General features: G+C 33.7%; 18 protein-coding genes. 4 read left to right on the forward strand and 14 right to left on the reverse strand.

What is annotated here, in order from left to right; all coding sequences use genetic code 11:
* The first annotated feature begins 45 nt into the window (after positions 1–45).
* The 3 genes from CBG49_RS09920 to CBG49_RS09930 are packed head-to-tail and all read left to right on the forward strand — an operon-like array spanning position 46 to position 7,713.
* The gene (locus CBG49_RS09920) at positions 46–1,398 is read left to right on the forward strand and encodes a PKD domain-containing protein (protein WP_088594364.1); all 1,353 of its coding nucleotides are present in this window, start codon (positions 46–48) and stop codon (positions 1,396–1,398) included.
* Between the two features lie 7 nt (positions 1,399–1,405).
* Entirely contained in the window at positions 1,406–3,064 is a 1,659-nt protein-coding gene (locus CBG49_RS09925; RefSeq protein WP_088594365.1) for a hypothetical protein, read from the forward strand.
* Between the two features lie 29 nt (positions 3,065–3,093).
* The gene (locus CBG49_RS09930) at positions 3,094–7,713 is read left to right on the forward strand and encodes a hypothetical protein (RefSeq protein WP_088594366.1); all 4,620 of its coding nucleotides are present in this window, start codon (positions 3,094–3,096) and stop codon (positions 7,711–7,713) included.
* A gap of 56 nt (positions 7,714–7,769) precedes the next feature.
* Here the strand turns inward: CBG49_RS09930 and porV are convergent, their stop codons facing one another.
* From porV to CBG49_RS09960, 6 genes are all read right to left on the reverse strand, one after another.
* Positions 7,770–8,852 (reverse strand): type IX secretion system outer membrane channel protein PorV, encoded by a 1,083-nt coding sequence (porV, locus tag CBG49_RS09935; RefSeq protein WP_088594367.1) that lies wholly within the window; start codon positions 8,850–8,852, stop codon positions 7,770–7,772.
* Positions 8,853–9,110: 258 nt separating this feature from the next.
* Complete coding sequence (locus CBG49_RS09940; protein WP_088594368.1) at positions 9,111–10,439, reverse strand: replicative DNA helicase; 1,329 nt, start codon at positions 10,437–10,439, stop codon at positions 9,111–9,113.
* Positions 10,432–11,130 carry a transcriptional regulator gene (locus CBG49_RS09945; protein ID WP_088594369.1) on the reverse strand — a complete coding sequence of 233 codons (699 nt, stop codon included), beginning with the start codon at positions 11,128–11,130 and terminating at the stop codon, positions 10,432–10,434. The genes CBG49_RS09940 and CBG49_RS09945 overlap by 8 nt, the downstream gene beginning before the upstream one ends.
* Positions 11,130–11,405 (reverse strand): DUF3853 family protein, encoded by a 276-nt coding sequence (locus CBG49_RS09950; RefSeq protein ID WP_088594370.1) that lies wholly within the window; start codon positions 11,403–11,405, stop codon positions 11,130–11,132. Before CBG49_RS09950 ends, CBG49_RS09945 begins: the two co-directional genes overlap by 1 nt.
* Positions 11,406–11,422: 17 nt before the next feature.
* Complete coding sequence (locus CBG49_RS09955) at positions 11,423–11,674, reverse strand: hypothetical protein (protein WP_088594371.1); 252 nt, start codon at positions 11,672–11,674, stop codon at positions 11,423–11,425.
* Positions 11,675–11,765: 91 nt separating this feature from the next.
* Positions 11,766–12,005: a hypothetical protein gene (locus CBG49_RS09960; protein WP_088594372.1), complete on the reverse strand. Its 240-nt coding sequence runs from the start codon at positions 12,003–12,005 to the stop codon at positions 11,766–11,768.
* Positions 12,006–12,173: 168 nt separating this feature from the next.
* Between CBG49_RS09960 and CBG49_RS09965 the strand changes: the two genes are divergently transcribed.
* Positions 12,174–12,563: a helix-turn-helix domain-containing protein gene (locus tag CBG49_RS09965; RefSeq protein ID WP_088594373.1), complete on the forward strand. Its 390-nt coding sequence runs from the start codon at positions 12,174–12,176 to the stop codon at positions 12,561–12,563.
* A gap of 327 nt (positions 12,564–12,890) precedes the next feature.
* On the opposite strand, the gene CBG49_RS09970 is transcribed toward CBG49_RS09965, so the two are convergent.
* From CBG49_RS09970 to CBG49_RS10005, 8 genes are all read right to left on the reverse strand, one after another.
* On the reverse strand, positions 12,891–13,463 hold the full coding sequence (locus tag CBG49_RS09970; RefSeq protein WP_088594374.1) for a DUF3109 family protein: 573 nt from the start codon (positions 13,461–13,463) through the stop codon (positions 12,891–12,893).
* Between the two features lie 110 nt (positions 13,464–13,573).
* Positions 13,574–14,098 (reverse strand): tetratricopeptide repeat protein, encoded by a 525-nt coding sequence (locus CBG49_RS09975; protein WP_002678966.1) that lies wholly within the window; start codon positions 14,096–14,098, stop codon positions 13,574–13,576.
* 59 nt (positions 14,099–14,157) lie between these two features.
* Positions 14,158–14,910, reverse strand: a complete 753-nt coding sequence (gene truA, locus CBG49_RS09980) for a tRNA pseudouridine(38-40) synthase TruA (RefSeq protein WP_088594375.1) — start codon at positions 14,908–14,910, stop codon at positions 14,158–14,160.
* A gap of 94 nt (positions 14,911–15,004) precedes the next feature.
* Positions 15,005–16,261, reverse strand: coding sequence for a tetratricopeptide repeat protein (locus tag CBG49_RS09985; RefSeq protein WP_009751045.1), 1,257 nt, complete (start codon positions 16,259–16,261; stop codon positions 15,005–15,007).
* A gap of 171 nt (positions 16,262–16,432) precedes the next feature.
* Positions 16,433–17,380: a DUF4421 family protein gene (locus CBG49_RS09990; RefSeq protein WP_009751044.1), complete on the reverse strand. Its 948-nt coding sequence runs from the start codon at positions 17,378–17,380 to the stop codon at positions 16,433–16,435.
* A gap of 100 nt (positions 17,381–17,480) precedes the next feature.
* Positions 17,481–18,872 (reverse strand): type III PLP-dependent enzyme domain-containing protein, encoded by a 1,392-nt coding sequence (locus CBG49_RS09995; RefSeq protein ID WP_088594376.1) that lies wholly within the window; start codon positions 18,870–18,872, stop codon positions 17,481–17,483.
* 452 nt (positions 18,873–19,324) lie between these two features.
* Positions 19,325–20,071, reverse strand: coding sequence for a 2,3-diphosphoglycerate-dependent phosphoglycerate mutase (gene gpmA / locus CBG49_RS10000; RefSeq protein ID WP_009751041.1), 747 nt, complete (start codon positions 20,069–20,071; stop codon positions 19,325–19,327).
* A gap of 23 nt (positions 20,072–20,094) precedes the next feature.
* On the reverse strand, positions 20,095–22,773 hold the full coding sequence (locus CBG49_RS10005) for an AsmA family protein (RefSeq protein WP_088594377.1): 2,679 nt from the start codon (positions 22,771–22,773) through the stop codon (positions 20,095–20,097).
* Positions 22,774–22,813 lie beyond the last annotated feature (40 nt).

Consider the following 22,813-nt stretch of genomic DNA (forward strand, 5'->3'; position numbering starts at 1 on the left):
GGACGAACAAAAGAAATAACAAATAAAATCAAAAAAATAATAACGATGAGTTTATATCGATATTTTATCATTTGCTTAATAGCTTTTGCAGTAGTTTCTTGTTATCAAGAGACAGAGATCCCTGTAAAGGCTTCTTTTCAAATGAGTTTTAGAAATGGTGATGAATCAGTACCCGTTTATGTAAAGATGAATAACACCTCTTCAGGGGGAGAGCATTACCAGTGGGAGTTCGAAAGTGGTACGCCTAATACCTCTACTGAAAAATCTCCTGAAGTGCTCTATACACAACACGGCTCATACAAAGTAAAGCTAACAGTTACTAACGAGTATAAAGAATCAGATACTCAAGAGCAAACTATCACAATAAAAGATGCTATCAAAAAAGCAAGCTTTACAAAAGAGATTGTAATGAATAGCTATCCTCCTGTAACAGTGAAGTTTACTAATACTACTCAGGGAGAGAACCTCACTCATAAATGGCTTTTTAAAGGAGGTATCCCTGAAACTTTTGAAGGGAAAACACCTCCTTCTGTGGTTTTTTCTACAGAAGGCAAACACGAAATAACTTTAGAAGTTTCTAATGGGTATGATCGTCAAACTTTTTCAGATTTTGTAGAGGTAAAACCTGCTATTAAACCTGCTTTTTCTTGGCAGATACCTATTGAGGATGAGGATTTACAAGTGCCTGTAAATATCACCTTGCAAAATAAAACTGAAAATGCTATTTCATACCAATGGACGTTCCAAGGGGGTGTTCCTAACACTTCTACTGAAGTAAATCCTAAAGTAACCTATACTAATGCTGGTACTTATACTATAATACTTGTAGCCTCTAATGGTAAAACAACTCAAACTTTACAGAAACAAATTACAGTATATCCTGATACTGGTATTTATGTATTAGAAAATGTAAAATTAGGAATTAATTATGCTCATAACAGCGAAAAAGTAGCAGCTTTCTATTCCACAAAACTGAAGAAATCTTTTTTCTCTAAAGATATTACCGCTGAAAATGCCCCTTTGATAGATATAGTTTTTCAAGGAGGTAGCCCTACTTTTTCAAGCAATAAATTTGTATCTCCAACTGAGGCACAAAAATATGCTTTCTTTCCTATTACAGGAGCAAAAACTACTGTTTTTGTCAATTCACAAGAAATATGCAATTGCGGGATCAATTTCACTGAAGAAGAATTCAATGCAATGACAAATGATAGCCCTTTACGTGCACTTTCTATTACACATTCGGCAGCAGGAGCACAAGCATTTACAAATACATTACCTCGAATAGTGTTATTTCAAACCCACGATGGTAGAAAGGGAGCTATCAAAATAAAACAATTTGTAAGTAAGGGTGCAGAAAATTCCTATATTTTGTGTGATATAAAAGTTCAAAAATAAATAGATAATGAAACTATTATTAAAGTATATGCTTTTGGGAGGACTTTTGTGTATATCTTTTGGTACCAATGCTCAAGATTTAGACATAGAAGCAATGACTAAAGATACAAAGTTTAGAGTAAGTGGAGGCGTCAATGCTGATGCTATGTTTTTTAATTCTTCTGCTGAAAAAAGTACCTTTACTTATATGCTTACAGGAAGTTTGAATTTTAGCTTTCTTACATTTTCAATGCCAGTGAGTTACTCTATTACCAATCAAGGAAATGCTCTGAACTATAAAGTCCCTTTTGACTTTAATAGATTTAGTATTGCTCCTAAGTACAAATGGATAAAATTGTACTTAGGCGACCATACGCTCACTTACTCTCCTTATACACTCAACGGACACCCTTTTCGTGGGGTAGGGCTAGAATTAACACCTAAAGGAGCATTGAAATTTAGCACAATGGGAGGGCGCTTGCTCAAAGCAGTAGAAGAAGATAAAAATATAGGTCAAGCAGCTGTTTTTGAGAGATATGGTTCAGCTATGAAGCTTAATTTTGACAAAGAAAAATATAAGATAGAATTTAGTAGCTTATACGCTTGGGACGTTAAAAATTCATTGGAACATCCTACTGATATTTCTCCCAAGTCTAATTATGCTAATGCGTTAAAATTTGCCACAACTTTTGTAAAAAACTTGAGCTTAGAAGTACAATATGCGCTTTCTATCATTCAGGAAAAGACCCCTCATAAAACTGAGGATAATTCGTTAGACTATTTGCTTTCCTCCTCCAAAAGTAGGGCTTTTGATGCTCGTTTAAACTATCTGATAGGAAAAGCAAATGTAGGAATTGTATATGAGAATATTGATCCTACTTATCGTACTTTTGGAGCTATGTATTTCAATAATGATTTAGAGAATATTTCTCTTACATTTGCCCGTCCGTTTTTTAAAGATCGTATAAGTATAGCCACTCAATTGGGATACCAACGCGACAATTTAAAAGAACAGAAAAATCAAACCTCTGTGAGACTGGTAGGAAGTGCAAATTTGAATGCAAAGGTTTCAGAAAAACTAAATGTATCAGGTTCATACTCTAATTTTACATCCACTACTAACCGCCGTTTAAACGAGTTCGACTATATCAACACCCCGAATATGAATCCTGCCGATACACTTACTTATCGCCAGCTTTCTCAAAACGGAAATGTGAATATGAATTATGTTTTTGGAAAAGATAAAAGTCAAAATGTGAATTTCAACTACTCTATTGCAGGACAAGCAAATGAACAAGGAGGTATTATCGGCAGAGGACAAGCTAGTTTGGTGCAGAATTACAATGCTGCTCATACCATTAGCTTTTCATCTCTGCAAATGAATGTGAATACTTCTGCCAACTACACTCAAAACAAAGTAGGGAGAGAGATAACCGATTTTTACGGTGGGAGTGTTACAATCGCCAAAAAATTCTTTGAAAATAAGCTCAATACAAGTTTAGGAACGCTTTATAATCGAACAAATGACACTTTTGGAAATAGTGTTTTAGGTATCAAGTGCAATGTGTCGTATGTACTACTTGAAAAACACAATTTTTCATTCTATGGAATGCAGATGTTTAGGCACTCACAACAAAAATCTGCTGAGGATATAACGCTTAATATAAATTATAGCTATAGCTTTTAAAATAGTTTCACCTTAAAAAATAACATACAATGCGAAATATATTTTTATCCATACCTTTTGTTTTTCTCACTCTTTGGAGTTCTTCTCTCTTAGGGCAAAATACTGATAACAATGAACTTACTCCTGAATATGCTGCACAACAAATGCAGAAAATAGAAAGGAAGGAATTGTGGGTAGATAATTTGTCTTTACAGAATATTACCTCTTTGCCCATCGGTATAAAAACGCGTAAGAGAGGTGAGAATGCTGCGGATAACGCTACTTATTCAATAGGTATTATAAAGGCTACACTGCACTCTGATTATACCGAGTTACAAGTGTTTGCCAAAGTAGATATTCCTCAAAAAGGGGATGATGGTCGCCCTATTTCTCTATTTTTTGGTGCAAACAACATCAAACTCTCTCATAGTGGGGGTATCATAGGAGATGCCAAATTGGCTTTGCTGGGAGATATAGACATTCCTATCCATAAAGATGCTTGGCAACTTACCCTCTATGGAGGGTTTAACAAACAAACAGGTCAAACTGAAGATTTGACTTATGCAGTAATTGATTGTGATGGTTTTAAAGAATTTCGCCTTTCAGGAGCTGTTGAGTTCTCAAGAGAGCTTATCCTCCCTTTGGAAAATGGAGTTGTAAATGAAGCCCAACAAACAGTACCGATTACATTGTCTAACGGACGTATTGTTGAAGCTCCCAACAGAGTAAGAGGTGATTTTAGCATCACAGCTTCCGCTTGGAATGATTTGATAATGAACGTATCTCTTTCGCCTTTTGTATTAGCTAAAAAACAAAATGGAAGAGACTACGATGGCAATTTTCAGTTTTTAGTATCAAAAGCGGTTCTTGACGTAAGCGATATAAAAAACGACCCTTCTGTTGTTTTCCCAAATATGTACAATACGAAAGGGCTACTCTTTCCTGCGCAAGAGAGTTGGAAAGGAGTGTATGTCGAGAACTTTTCAATAGGTCTCCCCTCTGAGTTTAAAACAAAATCAACCGCTGAGAGTGGAAAACGTATAGAGTTCTCTGCCAAAGGACTTCTTATAGATAAGTTTGGCGTTTCGGGGGTCTTTTCTGCAGAAAATATATTTCCTTTGAAAGAAGGAATTACTGATAAGAACAATGCTTGGGCATACTCATTAGAGCATATTGAGGTACAAATAGAAACAGGCGAATTTGTAAAAGCAAATTTTAATGGAAAAATACTACTTCCTATTACCAATGCCTCCAAGAACAAAAATATAGAACAGTTGGGCTTGCAATACGACGGACTGATTTCAGAAGAAAGATACAGCTTGAATGTAACGACCACTGATGAAATACAATTTGACCTTTGGCAAGCAAAAGCCTCTCTTTATAAAAATAGTTCCATAGAACTAAAAGTAGAGAACAATCGTTTTCTTCCTAAAGCTGTTTTACACGGTAATATAAACTTTGCTGCCAACAAAACTGCAGAAAAAGAAACTCAGGAAAATCAGGAGGAAAGTAAAACTGTAGATTTTAAAGGGATTACTTTTGAAAATTTGAGATTACAAACAGTTTCTCCTATGATTTCTGTGGGAAATATGAGCTATAAAAATGAGGTTTCTTTTAGCAACTTTCCTGTAAGTATTAAAAGCGTAGAAGTGAGAACTTTAGATAACAGAGCAGATGTGTATTTTGATGTAGCACTGAACCTAATGGATAAAAGTGAACTTTCTGCACGAGCTAATATTGGTATTTTAGGTGAGCTAACTTCAGAAAATCACACTTACAACTATAAATTCAAAGGCTTAGACCTTTCTGCTATAGCTATAAAAGGTTCTTTCTGTGGATTTTCTATGGATGGTCGACTTGATTTACTCGAAAATCACCCTATATATGGCAACGGATTTAATGCCGATTTAAAAGTAGAAATCAAAGGGGCTTGCAAGGTAAAAGCTAAAGCTATTTTTGGGAAAAGAGAATTTAGATATTGGTATTTTGATGCCAGTGCCAAGATATCAACGGGTTATTTCATTAATGGTTTTGGTGGAGGGGCTTATTATAATATGAAACGAAATGCACTCGCTGACCCTGCTGAATTTTCTCCTTCAGGACTTACTTATGAACCTTACCAAGAAGGGGGGTTGGGACTCAAAGCATTAGTAAGTTTTGCTATAGGATCTGACAAGGCTTTCAGCGGAGAAGCTGCTTTTGAAATGTTATTCAATAAAAATGGAGGGTTAGATTTTGCAGCCATCTATGGAAAAGGAAATGTCTTAGCTGATATACCTGGAATAGAAAATATACAGAATTTAGTTTCAAAAGTATCAGGAAGTTTAGAAAACAAAGCCTCTTTCTTAGGTTTAGAAAGTAATAACGATAAACGTACAGGTTTTGAAAAACGTTTCTTACCTCTTGCTGAAAAAGCAATACCTACTACTCCTGATAATAAGGCTACTATCCAATTCAAGACAGCTATTCAGTTTGATATAGTCAATCAAACTACACACGGTACTCTTGATGTCTATATCAATGCAGGGTTCATCTCAGGGGTAGGTGAAGGAGGTAGAGCAGGTTGGGCTGTTTTTCATAAAGACCCTAATGATTGGTATTTACATATTGGTACACCTGATGACAGAGTTGGTATAAAAATGGGAGTAGCAGGTGTTTCTCTTAAAACAACTTCTTATCTTATGGCTGGTACAAAATTACCTGCTTCTCCACCGCCTCCTCCCAATGTAGCGAGCTTTTTAGGAGTACAAGCTCAGGAACTCAATTATATGCGTGATGAAAATGCTTTAGCTAATGCAGGAGGTTTTGCCTTTGGTTCTGATTTAAGTATAGATACCGGTGATTTATCATTCCTAATTTTCTATGCTAATTTCAAAGCAGGTGTTGGATTTGATATAATGCTTAAGAATTACGGAGAAGCATCGTGTAGAAATACAGGCAAACAAGTAGGTATAGACGGTTGGTATGCTAACGGACAATCTTATGCTTTCTTACAAGGTGAATTAGGAGTACGTGTAAAGTTGCTTTTTATAAATATGAGAATTCCTATTATATCATCAAGCGTAGCTGTATTAATGCAAGCTAAATTACCTAATCCTGTATGGTTACGAGGTTATGTAGGAGGTGAAATGAATGTCTTAGGCGGACTTATCAAAGGAAAGTTCAATTTCAAAGTTACTATTGGTGAACAATGTGACTTTGGAGCAGCAGGAGGTGCTTTTGAAGGAATGAAACTCATTGCTGATGTATCTCCTAAAAACAATAGCAATGATGTAGATGTATTTGCTGTACCTCAAGCCACTTTTTCAATGAAAGTAAACGAACCTTTTGAAATTCCTGAAGATAATGGAAAAAGTACTTATAGAGTAGTTCTTGAAAAATTTAACGTTCTTGATGATAAAAATCAGGAAGTTAAAGGTAGATTAGAATGGTCACACTTAAAAGATAGAGCTAACTTCATCCCTGAAGATATTTTAGCTCCTCAAAAGAAATTTAAAGTACAAGTAGAAGTTAGTTTCCAAAAACAGGAGGGAGGTATATTTAGACCTATCACCCAAAACGGACAAGTAGCTAAAGAGTTTGAAGAACGTACATTTACAACAGGCACAGCTCCTAATTATATCCCATTACAAAATATAGAATACGCTTATCCCGTAGTATCACAAAAATTTTTCTTAAAAGACGAGTTTGAACAAGGGTATGTAAAACTCATACAAGGACAAGACTATCTATTTGAAGGTAATCAATGGGAGAATGGAGTAAAAATTATAGATAATCAAACCCATAAAGCACAAGAGGTAGCATTTATCTATAACAAAGATGCTAATGAGATTACTTTTGCTATGCCTAAACTACAGACAAAGTCAGTTTATAAAGTTAGCTTTTTTAGTAAGCCTGTAAAAACTAATACAAAAAATGAAAAGAGAAAAGTTACTGAAAATGTAAAGAGAACTCAAGAAGAGGGTAATGATTATGAGGTCTTGCAAAAACAAGCACAATCATTAAGTAAAGAAGGTGAGATAGAACGATTAACGTATGATTTCAGTACTAGTAAGTATAAAACGTTTAATGAGAAAATAAAAGCTATCAAAGTTTCTCATTACAATTTTGTAATACGTCGCTCTAATGCAATTTCTCTTGCTAATACTCTTCAAAAATCAGAACCTTTTGAAGTAGTAGACCTTGTAGGTAATGAGTATTCTAAGAAAAAACCTCTAATTGCAGTAGAAGCTACTTTGCAGGATGCTTATTTTAAACAATACATAAATCCTACTTTGTATAGCCAATTACCAATTGCTGGAAAATATCAATTAAGAAGAGATACAAAAGAGTGGGGACAAATACCCTCAAAAGCAATTTCTATTGATAATAAGTATTTAACTAATGTACAAAACGAAATTTTCTCACAAGAAGTAGAAAATTATTTTCCTTATCAATATGATTTAGCATTAGCTTATAAGATGGATTTTGTAGATATCTTTAGGCAGATTACCAATGATTTAAGTAAAGGGATAATATCTTTCTCAAGTCCAGCACATCAATTTCTAAAAAATACTTCTTTTATACCTATGAGAAAAGGCGATTATTACATCAAACTTATATATACCTTACCTGGGGATAAAAAATCATCAGAAGCTTTACAGATGTATAAAAATCCTATTGATGATTAATAGTATTTACACAACAAAAACTCCTGTTTATAGCAGGAGTTTTTTGTATATAGCAGTTAAAAAGCGTATTGCAATGAAATTCTAAGAGAGTTACTTAATGGATTAACTGTTTGAGCAGTTGAAAAAAGATAAGAAAAGTCAAGTTGCCAATGAGACACATTAAAACCAGTCCCAACGGTAAGATATTTTTTATCTCCTTTGTTTGGGTGTTGATAGAAATAGCCAGTGCGCAAACACCAATGTTGTAAATAGGTATATTCAAATCCTAATGCCCAAGAGATTTCTCGCATCTCTTCTGAAAAACCATTGGGAGCATCTGTAAACGAAGTAAAAATGCCTTCTAAAAAATCAGTCTTTTTATGTTTCTGTGTATCAGAAGGGACTAATAATTTGTTGAGCTCTACAAGTAAAGAAATATCATTTTCGCTATCTACTGATAGGGTGTAACTCCCACTGAGTTTAAGATTAGTGGGCAGGAAAAACGATTGACCTAAGTCCTCGTATTTGATTTTGCTTCCTATATTGGAAATTTGGAAACCTAATGAATAGCTTCCAAAATGATTACCTACAAGATGTTTTTCAGAAGTATAGTAACCTGAAATATCAAATGCTATCCCTTGGGCAGTAGCTTTTTCTTCTGCGGGTGATCGTAAATTGGAATGTAGATAACGTACCAAAATTCCCATTGAATAATATTCACTTAATTTCAGATTATATGAAAGATCTAATAGCCACTCAGATGGTAAAAAGTTTCCTAATCTATATATATCACTTCCAAAAAGTTGAGTTTGTTGGACTTCTCCTATACTAAAATACCTAAGGTTGCTCCCCCAAGCACTTCTGCTCCCTTTTCTATAATAACTGATGTTTGCTAAGAAAATGTCACGAGATAGTTTGTTTAAGTAAGGAGTATAACTCATTCCTATTCCTGATTTTTGCAGAGAGAAAACATATTTTGATGAATTCCAATATTGTGAGAAAACATCAGGAGAGGAAGCGCCCCCTATATCTCCTCTGCCTGAGGCTATAGCATCAGGACTTATAAGTAAGAAAGGAAATGCCGTAGTAATGGGGTGTTCTTTCTCTTGTGAAAAAACATAAGAGCAACTTAATAGTATAATTAGGAGATAAAATTTCATAGTGAATATTCAAAATATTTTTCAAAGATACAATATTATTTTAAATATCTCCTCTTTTGGTAATTTTTTTGAAATATTTTTTACCAAACTACTCACATAGCAAATTACTCACATAGTCTACTATAAAAAGACATACAAGAACGATTGTAAGTGTAATCATCCTCAAAAAGATTTCCAGAGGCTTTAGTAAGGTAGTTCACTACATCTGCTACACTTGCATAGGTTTCTTATTTTTATCAACAAGAGAGCAATATCACTCTACATTGGGCTAATTTTCTTTTTTAAATCTCTAAACTTTGAAGTAGCCATACTCACAACACAACGCTCAGAGAGAATGCCCCCGTGTCGGTTCTTGGAAATGATGATTTCTACCTCATTTTTGGTACTTTCATTGTTGTATTCCTTATCCCAATGGTCAATTCCGTAATATTCAGTACGATAGAGGAATACCACTTCATCGGCATCTTGTTCAATAGTACCAGAATCTCTTAGGTCAGAAAGAAAAGGACGCTTGTCTGTGCGCTGCTCTACATTTCGTGACAACTGAGAAAGAGCAATCACAGGGATATCGAGTTCTTTTGCAAGTCCTTTCAAACTGCGAGAAATAAAGGAAATCTCCTGCTCTCTATTACCAGCTTTAGGATAGGTAATAAGCTGTAGATAATCAACAAACAATATGTTGATATGATAGCGAAGAGCCATTGACTTTGCCTTCATTTTAAGATTTTCAATTGAAATAGACGAAGTGTCATCTATATGTATTTTCATTTGGGTAAGATTGTCTTTCAGAGAGATATAGCGATACACTTCCTCATCTTTAAGTCCTTTGCGAAGGATGGAAGAATTAGGAATGTCAGTATAATTAGTAATAATTTTAGAGGCAATTTGCTCTGCCGACATTTCCAACGAAAATACCCCTACCGAATATCCTTGAGCTACCATATCTACAATTTGTTGTACTAAAAAAGTAGTTTTCCCCATACCAGGGCGACCCGCAACAATGGTAAGATTAGATTTCTGCCAACCTCCAAATACTTTATTGATAATAGTTAGAGAACTTTGTAATCCTGTGAGCTTCCCTTGATGAATACTCTCGAAATTCTTTTGCACAGCCTCTACTAATTCAGGGAACTCACGCGTTTGACGGTTATTTTCAATAAACTTATCAATAAAAAGGTTATTAAAGCATTCAAAAGCCTTATCGCGTATATCGAATATATCATTCTCTTTCTTTTGAGCCATACTGAGAAGTAAGGAGAATTTATTGATAAAGTCACGCTTTACAGAGGCTTGTACCAAAAGCATTATATGGTACTCTATATTAGCAGATGAAATCGCAAAATTAGCCAAATCAATACAGTAAACAGTGTATGAATTTAGCTTTTTCTTCTCAAATTCTTTTCCTAATAGTATCAAATCTACAGTGCCGTATTGTTTCCAAACTCGCACAATAGTTTCGTAAATAGCTTGATGTTGTGGTGCAGAAAAAAGATAAACACTCAGCATATTATAGTATTGTGCAATGAGTTGGGACTCACTCACAAGATTGCCAAGCACGTATTTCTCTATATCTATGTTTTCATTCATTGTAAGTAGATTTAGGTCTGTTTATTTTTGGAACATTAAAGATGTTTTTATTGTTTGACCTCAGATAAGGCATAGTGTTCTTAAGAGTTTGCTTCCAATTTACAATAGGTTTGTTATATCCACTTACCCAGCCATCATCTTTCCAAGTTTCATATTTTATTTTTAAGTGTACATCTAACCCTTCTTCATAAATATCTAAAGTTTTAGCAAAGTTCATAAATTCTTCAAAAGAAGGAATATCAATGTTTTTAGAAATGTTTTCTTTAGGAACTTCTCTTGGAAGTGTTAGACTTTCTTTTTTAGGCATTTCACTTGTTTTTAGAAATTCTCCTAATTGAGAAACAGACTTCTCTTCCCGTTTTTTAATAACTTGTTTAACGATTGTTTTTTCTCTTTCTACAACAAAATTTCTAACAAGGTAGTCAGGAATAATTCTGTATAAGGTAGGAAATCCATTAGTAATCTGATAACTAATAAGACCTAAATTCCGTAAAGTATCTTTACTTGTTTTTATGGTCTTTCTATTTATTTTCAATCTTTTACTCATTACTTTGTCAGAAAATTCAAAATCTTTACTCCCTACCTTATCCCAATTGTCTAACAGAAAAAGATAAATAGCCACTATAGGTGCTGATAGTGGATAAACATCATTAAAAGTCCAAAACTTTTTTGTTAAACTGAGATAGTCCATTATTCTTTGCTTTTTTTGAGTAGCTCTAAGGCTTTTTCTTTATCAATTATTATGAGTTTACCATTCTGACAAATAGCTTCATCTAAAATCCCCGAACTCTTTATTTTACTTGCTGTACTACGCGAACAACCTAATAATTTTGCTAACCCCTTCAGTCCATACTCATATCTTTTGCTCTTGGTTACCAATGCAAGTTCTATTTCTGTTTTCTGAAGTTCCAAGAACTCTCCAACAGTAAGTTGCCATAAAGGCGTATTGTTATTTAGTATACTCATAGCTTCTTTGTAAATACTTAAAATACTTTTATTCCTTTGTGATAACCATTCCACTTTTTAGGAGGAAAAAACTGTTTCCTTTTCAGAAGCTCTCTAAGAACAGTTACTTCTTCCAAAAGCTCTTCAGGAACTTTCTTTAATTTTTCCCGAGACTCTTCTATCTGTTCTTGCTCTGAACCTTGTAACATAGCAATAAGTGTTTGAGTGTCTTTTTTGGACAATTCAAACTGATTAACGGTTTTATAGGCTATCTGTACAAGAGAGTTCATTGGTTAAATCGCTATACAAAAGCAAACTATTACACTTATTTTATATATAAAAATAATTTTTTAATACAAAATATATTATATTTTATATTTATTATTCCCCTTCTTCTGATGTGGTTTCTGAATTTTTTGTATTAGAATTACAAAAAATCTCTTCCTCAGTAAATCCCTGTTCTTTGTAAAATAGAACAGCTTCCCAAAGAGTCAAATTCCGACTGTTTCTACGAGCTAAACCTAACACTGACTGTTGTTGGTTACCTAATCTTTTAGCTAACTCAATGCTAAAATTATTGTCGTTCAAAATTTTTTCGATGATAATTTTACTTACTTTCATTTTTTATTTATATATTTGCAAAATAAATTTAAATACATTTATATTTAAAAATGTATAAATACTTTTGTTTTCGGTTGCAAATATATAACAAGTTATATAAAATAGCAAACTTTTTTGATGCGAAAATCAATTAAAAATAATTAAAATGTTAGAAATCAATGATTTATTATGGAAGAAATAGAAAGCTTATTAGTGAATGTGTTAGAATTAATGAAAGAATACAAAATTACTGCTTATGAAATTGAGCGAAATACGGGCTTAAGTGCTGTTGGAGTGCAAAAAATAATAAATGGAGAGACAAAAAGGCCTCAACCTAATACTTTAAATACCATTATGGAATACATAAATGGAAAGTATATAAATGTGAAAATATCAAAGAGTAATTTGTATGCTGGAGGTAAACATAAAATAAATCAGGGAGGAGTATACAATGATGGTGAAAACACTAAAGAACTCATCAGTGATTTAATGAATATGATCCGCGAGAAAGATATACAAATTTCAAAGAAAGATGAACAGATACAACAACTGCTACAAATCATAGCAGGGAAAAGTTAATCGCTATAATTTTAGTAAATCCAAAATTTATAGAAATAAACAATAGTTTATGAATCATTGTAACACAGATATTTCCATGTATTAATTAACACTAAAATAGAGTATATAACCGAGTATTTTTATTAGGTTTTTGGGGGTTTTTTGAACCTAAAAAGCATTGATAATCAACATATTTTTAAATCAATGCAAAATTCATAACCCAAAGGTCACGGGTTCAAATCCCGTCTTCGCTACGAAATAGGCGTAATTAGTTTGATAATCAACTAATTACGCCAAGTTTTTTTTTAAAATAGATGTGTCAGTTTTTAGATTTCTCTATGTTCATTATCACTTTTTCAAATGTTCTGCTATAAGTTCTAATTCTTTATACCATTCTTCTCCAAATTTTCTAATAAGGGCTTCTTTTACAAACTTATAAATTGGCATCTCTAACTCTTTCCCTAAAGTACAAGCTTCATCACATATAGGACTCCAACGATGATAATTTACCGCTGTAAATGAACTATACTCTTGCAAACGTATGGGATATAAATGACAAGATATAGGTTTCTTCCATTCTATTTTTTTATCATTATATGCTTGTTCAATAGCACAAAGTGCCCAACCTTTTTCATTTCGTACTACATAAGCACATTCTCCCCCATTTATCAATGGGGTTTCCCATTCTCCATCTTCTCCTTTTACATATATTCCTTGCTCCTCTATAGCTCTCTTTCCTTCTTCAGTAAGGTATGGTGCCACTTCTGGATAAATACGTTTCATTATATTGAGTTCTCGCTCTTCTATAGGCGCTCCCGCATCTCCTTCTATACAACAAGCTCCTTTGCAGGCGCTAAGGTTACAAACAAAATCTCTTTCTACTATATCTTCTGAAATAATAGTATTAGCTACTTGTATCATTTTATTAAATTATTATGTTAACAATAAAAAAATAAAAGAGTAAAATGTTACTTTTAACTCTTTTATCTGTTTTAAAAATTTTAAAATCAATATACTGACCTACTCTTAATTTAGATTTTCTTAAGTTGTTGTTGCATCATTTTTATCTGTTCGGTCATAAGATTTTGCTTGTCTAACTTTTTAGCTTCTGTAAGAAGCTCTTGGGCTTCGCGTTTTTTGCGTTTTTGCATCATTATACCTGCTAAACTCAATTTTGCCATTGCTACATCGTAACTCATTGTGAGCCCTAATTGCAAGGCTTTACGAAAGTATTTTTCAGCTTGTGTAAGATTTTTTTGTGAATAAATAATTCCGTACATATAGTTGTAATAGCCTTGTTGTTTACGTAATAAGGCTGTTTCAGGGTCTACGATTTTGCCAAGCCATTTTTCCATTCCTGCAAAATCTTGTTTTCGCAAACGCAAAAAGGTAAGCAATATAAACTCATTGCGAAAATACAATAAAATAGGAATAAGTGATAGAAAAATGAGAGCAATACCATTCCCTATATTTCCTCGAGTGAATTGGTATACTGCCCAAGCTACAATAAGGACAGCTACAACTATTTTTAAGTATTTGTTTTGTAGATATTTCATTTATAGTTTTATTTAAAAAGCTTGCAAAAGTAGTGAATTTCACTGAATAATACTAATATTTAATTGATTTTTTGAATAAAAAGATCTTCAGGATACTCTATATGAGTGAGAAACAATCCACAAGCTGGCACTGATGCTCCTGCTTTATTTCTATTCTTGCTGAGAATAATATCTTCAAAGTCTGTAAGTGATAGCTTTTGTAATCCAACATCTATAAGAGTTCCTACAATAGCACGCACCATATTGCGCAAGAAACGATCGGCTGTGATGGTAAAGATAAGTTGTTTGTCTATTTTCTCCCAATGTGCTTTATAAATTTTGCATATAAAAGTCTTTACATCGGTATGAGTTTTGGAAAAACATTGAAAATCACTATAATCAAGAAGAATTTGAGCAGCTTCATTCATTATTGCTACATTTAATGGATGAGTGAAAAACATTGCATAATCATACGCAAACACATCTTTTTGAGTACTAATATGATACTGATAGGTACGTTTGAGAGCATCAAATCGGGTATGAGCATTTGGTTTCATCTCATATATGTTGTGAACAGCAATATCTTTTGGTAAGAAAGCGTTTAATCTGTGTACAAAGTTGGTAGGTAAAGGTTCGGTTACATCAAAATGAGCAAACATTTGTGAAGCATGTACACCACTATCAGTACGTCCTGCTCCTACTACACCTACAGGAGTTCGAAGTATTGTTGAAAGTCCTTGCTCTAAAACTTCTTGCACAGAAATAGCCTTCGGTTGAGATTGCCAACCGTGATAGTTTTTACCAAAGAAAGAGAGTTCTATAAAATAACGCATTTCGACAAAATAGAATATTTTATTGAATAGGAATAAAAAAATAGGAATTAGACTTTTCTCTCTAATTCCTATTTTTCATTTTCATAGGATTCAATTATTGTCCTAAAAGTTTTTTTACACGTTGGAAATTAGCACTATCTCCTAAAGCTCCATAGATGTTTTTCAATTGTTCTAAGATGTTTTCAACATTACCATTTGCTTTGGTATAGTTTTCTAATACTTCAGCACCTTTTTTGAATAAACTATCTTTTTGATCTCTCAATGCTTCAAATTTAGCAATATCAGCTTTAGAGTTTCCTAATTTGTTCATTTGCTCAATCAAACTATTTCCCTCGTTGATGTAGGTAGTAGAGATATTCAAAGCGGCATCGGCGTAGTTAGGTTTAATTTTAAGTGCTTGTTCAAAACCTTTGCGAGCTTCTAAAATATTACCTTGTTGCATATTGATTACCCCAATATTGTAATGAAGGTCAGCATTATTTGGATCAAGTTGAGCAGCTTCTTGCATTAGTTGTTTAAATTTTTCTTTATTGTCTAACTGCAAGTATACATTAGCTTCAGCAAGGATGATGTTCGCATCTTTAGGATATGCTTTTTTAGCATCTTCAAACGCTTTGATAGCCTCATCAACTTTCTTTTGTTCTACATAGATAAAGGCTATGTTTTTTATGATATCGGCACGTTTAGAAGGTGTTTTTTCAACTCTTGCTTTTTCGTGAGTCCCTGCTTTTACCATTAGTTCAGCTTGGTTTTTATCAGCGAAAGTCTCATCTTGTTTAGTTTGTTTATTGGTTGCGATATAAAGTGTTTCAGCTCCATCATAACCAAGGTCTTTAAGTTCTGAGTACAATTTCACGGCTTTATCATAGTCTTTACCTTCCACTGCTACTACAGCAGCATTGTACAAGAACACAGTATCGCGAGCGCTAAGACGATATACTTGTTCAAAAGCTATTGAAGCATTTTTGTAATCCTTAACTTTGTACTTCTCTTGAGCTTGCCCTACTGCAAAGTTTATAGCTTCATCAGCTAATGATTGTAACTGATTAGTATATTTTCCTTTACCGCCTTCTAATTGTTTTACTTTAGCAAAAGCAGCAGTAGCGTTTTGCAAAGAAGCCAAACTTTTGTTTTTCTTAGTAAGCTCAATATTAGCTTGAGCTTCTAAGAAATAGAACTGAGGAGCGAACTCAGTACCTTCTATACTTCCTTTAATGGCATTTAAACCACTTTGAGCTGATGTTAAATCACCTTTACGGATTTGCTTTTCAATCTCTTTAAGTTCTTTTTTTTGTCCGAATGCGACTGCCGAAATAAGTAGAGCAGCAGCCATTAATAATGGTTTTCTCATATTGTTTTGCAATTTTAAAACAGTTTTTTGTTTTATGTATTCATTTATAAGTCGCAAATGTAGTGCTTTATTTTAAAAATACCAAATATTTTTAACTTTTTATTTAGAAACAAATATTATACCAATTGTATTATTTTGATTATTAGATTATTGCTTTTTCAAGGGAATAGACTACATCCCTAAGAACCTCATCACTTTGTTGTTATGACGGGTAGTAACATTGAGTTGTTGTGTGAAACTAATTCTAAAAGTAGAGTTTTTAATACTTACAAGGTCGGAATCATTAAAATATACACGCTTGTTGTTATGCAATATTGAAAAATCTATTGTTGAACTTTTAATTTTGTAAGTAAGAGCTATGTTATATCTAAAATTTACATATTGATTGATTTTCATTTTACTTATAGGAGCTGTTTCTCCACCAAAATAAAATCCTAATCCTATTAAGCCACTAAAAGTGAGATTGGGAGCAAGTTGCCAAAGATTGGCTACCCCTCCACTAAATCCAGCTTGTATATGTTTAAAATCGTCAGTTCTATCTGGATCCACAAGAGGCAAGCTGAGTTTATGATGGAAAACACCTCCTCCAAAATAGAAACTGAAGAAAGGTTTTAGTGGTTCACCTTCTGGATTAAATATATTTTTTAAAGAGGTTTCTCTCCATTTGGTAAAATACAAAAATTCACTTCCTATCTGTTGTACACGAGCATCTTTGAGAAGGTGTATATTTTGACCATTTTCATAATAGAAACCTTTATAACTTTGATAATAAATATCTAACAAAAACTTATTGCTAATAAAGGAATGTAATTGAAAATCAAAATAGCTCGTTTTTCCATATTTATTTTCGTTGCGCAAAGGCATTAAACCTCTAGCATAATCAAGGTTTACATAGGTATTATGTACTCCTAACCCCAACCCCATTGTAAGAGGATAGTTAGGTAATATTGTTTTATTTTTCAAATCTTTATTAATAGGAGCGTCTTCTATATCAACTGCGAGATAATTGATACTCAATGAAGGTTTTATCCACACTTTATAGTGGTATCTTTTAGTAGCTGTGGTATCTTGTGCCCATAAAGTAGTGATTGATAAGAAAAAAAGAATTATGTATTTCATTTTGTCAGAAGTTAAAGAAAAAGGAGTTAGGGCTTGTAGAACCTTTGTCAAAGTCGTAAAGGACTTTGACAAAGGTTCTACAAAGTTTATACCTTAAATTTTAGTAACCTAAGATTTTTAGCATTTCATCAGCTTTTTGTTGTTCCATAAAGAGACGGGAGGTAAGGTTACCATTTTTATCTTTATTGATAAGCACGATTTTAGGTTGTGGAATGAGGCAGTGTTGCAATCCCCCTACCCCACCAATACTATCTTGGTATGCTCCTGTATTGAAGAAACCTATATAGAGTGGTTTATTTTTGTTATATTTAGGCAGATAGATAGCGTTCATATTTTGTTCGCTGTTGTAATAATCATCACCATCACAAGTGAGTCCACCGAGGAGTACGCGTTCGTACTCATCATTCCAACGGTTGATAGGTAATAATACAAAACGTTTATTAATAGCCCAAGAATCGGGTAAAGTAGTAATGAAAGAGGAATTAATCATATTCCATTTCTCGCGGTCGTTTTGTTGTTTTTGGTACATTATCTCGTAGATAGCGCCTCCTGCCTCACCCACTGTAAAACTACCAAATTCAGTAAAAATGTTGGGTACGGGTACTTTTTCTTGGTCGCAAGTAATTTTTATCTGACGGATAATCTCATCAACCATATAGGCGTAGTCGTACTCAAAAGCTAACGAACTCTTGATAGGGAAACCTCCACCTATATTAAGGCTATCAAGTTCAGGAGCTACTTTTTTAAGTTGGATATAGACGCGCAAACACTTCAAGAGTTCATTCCAATAGTAGGCATTATCTTTAATACCTGTATTGATAAAGAAGTGCAACATTTTGAGGCGTACTTTAGGGTTATCTTTAATCTCTCGATTGTAGAAAGGTACAATATTTTTGTAGCCAATACCTAAACGACTGGTATAAAACTCAGAACGAGGGTCTTCTTCAGAAGCAATGCGAATACCAATATTGTATGAGCCTTTTATTTTTTCTTCAAACAAATTGATTTCCTCATAGTTATCAATGATAGGAATACAATTTTGATAGCCACGATTGATAAGATCGGCAATGCCATCAATATAAGCATCACGTTTGAAGCCATTACACAAAATATAATTCTCTTTGGTAATCAATCCTTCGCTGATAAGGTTGTTGATAATGTTGATATCAAAAGCTGAAGAGGTTTCCATGTGGATATCATTCTTCAAAGCTTCTACCATTACGTGTTTAAAATGAGAACTTTTGGTACAATAACAATAGTTGTAAGCCCCTTTGTATTTGTGTTTTTTAATCGCTTTTTCAAACCATTTTTTGGCACGTTGAATATTCTCAGATATTCTGGGTAGATACATAAATTTGAGGGGAGCTCCATACTTGCGTACAAGTTCCATCAAATCAATATTGTGAAAGCGAAGTTCATCGCCATCTAAAGTAAATTCATCTTGTGGAAAATAGTAGGTTTGGTCAATTAGGTCGATATATTTATTTTTCATTTGTACAGTGTAAATTAAATAATGAGTAATTTTTAGTAAAAAAGATTTGAGGTAACCTTAATTTGTTACCTATTTATTACCTAACTACACCTGATTCAAATACGAAGTGGTGAAAGACTACTTTTAGCCTTAAATTTAATTTGTAGAGAATGAGTGCGTGCAGAGTGAAAATAACTTAAAAATAAAATGTTCATTTTCAACGACCAAAGGTTTTAGTAATTAAATTATCTTATACTTCAGAAATAGTATATTACTATTTGAGTGCAAAAATAATTATTATTTTTGAATTACAAACACATTGAATAGAAAAAAGTGAGGAATATTTTATAGTCTGGAACATTCATTTAGATATTTTTAAGGTTCAAGTTGTGGAATATACTCATTTTATAGAGGACAAAAATACCTCCAGAAAGGATAAAATTTCTTGGAGGTATTTTTTATAAAAACAAATACTATTTTGATTTTCCTTGATTTGCAACGCTGTTAATAGCAGCTGCAATTGCTTCTTGGTCACCTAAGTAATAGTGTTTGATAGGTTTTAAGTTAGCATCAAGTTCATACACCAAAGGTACCCCTGTAGGGATGTTAAGTTTAAGGATTTCATCCTCAGAAAGTCCATCAAGGTATTGAACTAATGAGCGCAAACTATTACCGTGAGCTGCAATGATCACACTTTTACCAGCTTTGATGTCAGGAGCTATCTCGTTGAACCATATAGGCAACATACGATCATAGCAATCTTTAAGGCTCTCTCCGGGAGTTTTTTCCTCTTTAGTAAGTGAGTTGTAACGACGGTCGTGTGAAGGGTGACGTTCGTCGGATTCTTCGATAAATGGAGGACGTACATCGTAAGAGCGACGCCATAAAAGTACTTGGTCTTCACCATATTTAGCAGCTGTTTCAGCTTTGTTTAAGCCTTGTAATGCTCCATAACTTTTCTCGTTGAGTCTCCAGCTTTTGTGAGTAGGTACCCAAAGATCACCCATTGCTTCTAAAGCATTGTTCAAGGTTTTGATAGCTCTTTTAAGTACAGATGTGTAGGCAACATCGAATTTGAAACCTTCTTCTTTCATAACACGTCCTGCTTCACGAGCTTCTTGTACTCCTTGCTCAGTTAAATCTACATCTTGCCACCCTGTGAATAGGTTGAGCTTGTTCCATTCACTTTGTCCGTGGCGTAAAAGTACTACTTTATACATATATAATTCAATTAATTTTGTTTTTATTCGCCTTCATTTTTTCCACCTAAGCCTTTAAGGAAGTTACCTAATTGTTTTTTAGCTTCCTTTTTAGCCTCTTCTTTGGCTTTTTCTTTCACTTTAGTCATTGTGCTATCTCTGTTTTTCATCAGTCCACCAACAGTTTTTGTGATTTCACCTGCTGTACCTGAACTGGTTTTACCTCCTAAAGCCTTTTGTAATGCGTCGGTGCCTTTAGCGGTAAGGTTGTTAATTTGGTTTTTAGCTATTTGGGTAGCCAAATCTTTTACTACGGTTTTGGCATCAGTGCTTACTTGTGGTTTTTTGAAAGTTCCACCTACGGTTGCTACCACAGGCAAGTTAGTTATTTTTTTCTGATTTTCAGGAGTGAGTTTTGACAACAAACCTTCAGCCTCTTTACCTAACATTTGAGGAGGAACATTGAAAGTGAGCTTATAATTCATCTGTTGGTCAAATCCGTGAGAACCTGCTACTTCTATGGCTACATCTTTATATTTGATAGTAAAAGGTTTAATTTTTACTTTTCCATCCTCAAAATCAACCGCTGCTTTTACATCTTTCAGGTTGAGATTGGCTAAATTTAATCCTGTAAACTGACTGTCTAAGGCTGAGAGTAGAGGAGAACCGTGGCTGTCAATCTTAGAGTCTATAAGCGCGGCAAATAGGTCGCCAGAGATACTGTTAATTTCAGGAGTTAAATCGTTTTTCAAATTACCTTTTACATTGATAACTGTATTCACTTTTCCTTGTACGGCTTTTGCAATAGGAGCTATCTTTTCGAGCATAGTAATTTGTGTAAAAGCATCGGATATGTTAAGGCGATTGAGGTTCAAGTCTACGTCAAAGGTAGGTATTTTTTCTTTGGTAGACACATCACCTGTAAGTGCTATATTCCCTCCAAAAATATCTGATTTTAAGTTTTCTAAAGCCACTTTTTGGTCTTTTATAATTAGCTTACCTGATACGTTGCTTAATTTCAAATTGTCGTATAACACCGTATTAGCTTTGGCAGTAAGTGCACAATCTAAGAAAGCGGGTACTTTTATAGCTGATTGAGCAGGAGCTTTAGCAGTTGTTTTAGGAGCTTCTTTAGTTTCTTGTTTAGGAGTTGCTGTTTCGGCAGTAGCAGGTTGCATAAAATCATTTACCACCAATTTGTTAGAAGAAAGGTTAAAGTTTCCTTTGAGGATTTCTTTTCTGAAAGCAAAACCATATAGATTATCAATTGTTCCTGTGAGATGCAAATCGGTTTCACCCGTACGGGCATCGAATTGAGACAGCCCAATGTGTGAAGGACTAAATGCTACATTCAAATTATCGATATGGAAAGGTTTTACAAACTCTTCGCCTGCGTATACAAATTGAGAAAGCGATAAATTACCCTGTGCTTTGATATTTTGGTAGTTTTTAGTTTCTACTGATTTCATATCCAACTGTGTAGCGATATCGGCACGAAGAATACCGGAGAACTTCTTATCCAACGAAATAGGATAAGCTTGTGATAAGTTAGCCAAATTGATAGTACCTTTTATCGCTAAATCAACAAATGGATTTACTACCATATTGCTCACATTGGCACGGGCTGAGAAGTGGTCTTGGTCGATACTCATTGTAAATTTATTGAGGTTTACTTTGGTATCATTAGTAATACCTGTAGCATTATTCACTTTGAGGTCGATAGTGATATCACGCACTGTTTTAGGGAGGTTTGGATATTTGAAAGAAGCATTATCAGCATACATTTCAAGACCAAAAGTAGGGATTTTATCACCTACCATATCTCCCTTAGCAAAACCTTTGAGTGTAAGATTACCTGTAGTTTTTACATTTTCAATACTTTTAGCATACTCTTCAGGAATAAGAGCTAAGAAGTTTTGAAATGAATTAGTAGGGGTGCTAAAAGTAAGGTCGTAATGTTGTCCTTCCTCTAACAGTTGAATAAAACCATCAAATACTAAATCTAATCGATTTACGGTAGCTTTATTTTGTTTGAAAGTGTACTTTTGATTTTTTAGGTCGATACCTAAAATAGCTTGAAGTGTAATGGGTACTTGTTTCATAAAAGTACTTTTATCCATTGCAAAAGTTACATTGGCTTTTGTTTGTGTATCTAAATCTAATACTTCTTCAGCAAAGTTACCTTTTCCGCTATGGTAGATGTCGGCTACTTCCATAAATAGGTTACCATCATCCATTTTGAAAGTGAATTTCAAATTCTCGATGTTGTATTGTTGAATATCAAGTTTAATAGGGGCAGATTCTTCTTCAGGTTTATCGGAAGGGATAGCGATATCAAAGTTACCAGCTCCTTCTTTATTGAGGTGGATGTATACAGAAGCATCTTTTACATTAGCTCCTAACAAATTGTAGTTACCCGCTAATAAATCTTTGATACTCAAAGTTACATCAATATGTTTAGCAGCAAAAAGGGTATCGCCTACAAAAGGCTCTTTATTTACTAATACAAAATTGTTGAGAGTAACGCGTGCCTTAGGAAAGTTTTTGAATAGACTGATATCTACATCTTGTAAAGCAATATTCGCTTTCAAATTCTCATTTGCCATCTCAATCACCTTTTCTTTAATAGTATCTTTAAAGAAAAAAGGGATAGCAAGCATTGCAATAATGAGGAGTAAAAGTGAGATACCTCCCCATTTCAGTATTTTTTTAGCTATTTTCATTGTGTTTATGATTATGTTTTATAGAGGGCAAAGGTACAAA

Origin of the sequence: Capnocytophaga endodontalis (genome assembly GCF_002209445.1) — a bacterium.
Taxonomy (GTDB): Bacteria; Bacteroidota; Bacteroidia; order Flavobacteriales; family Flavobacteriaceae; genus Capnocytophaga; species Capnocytophaga periodontitidis.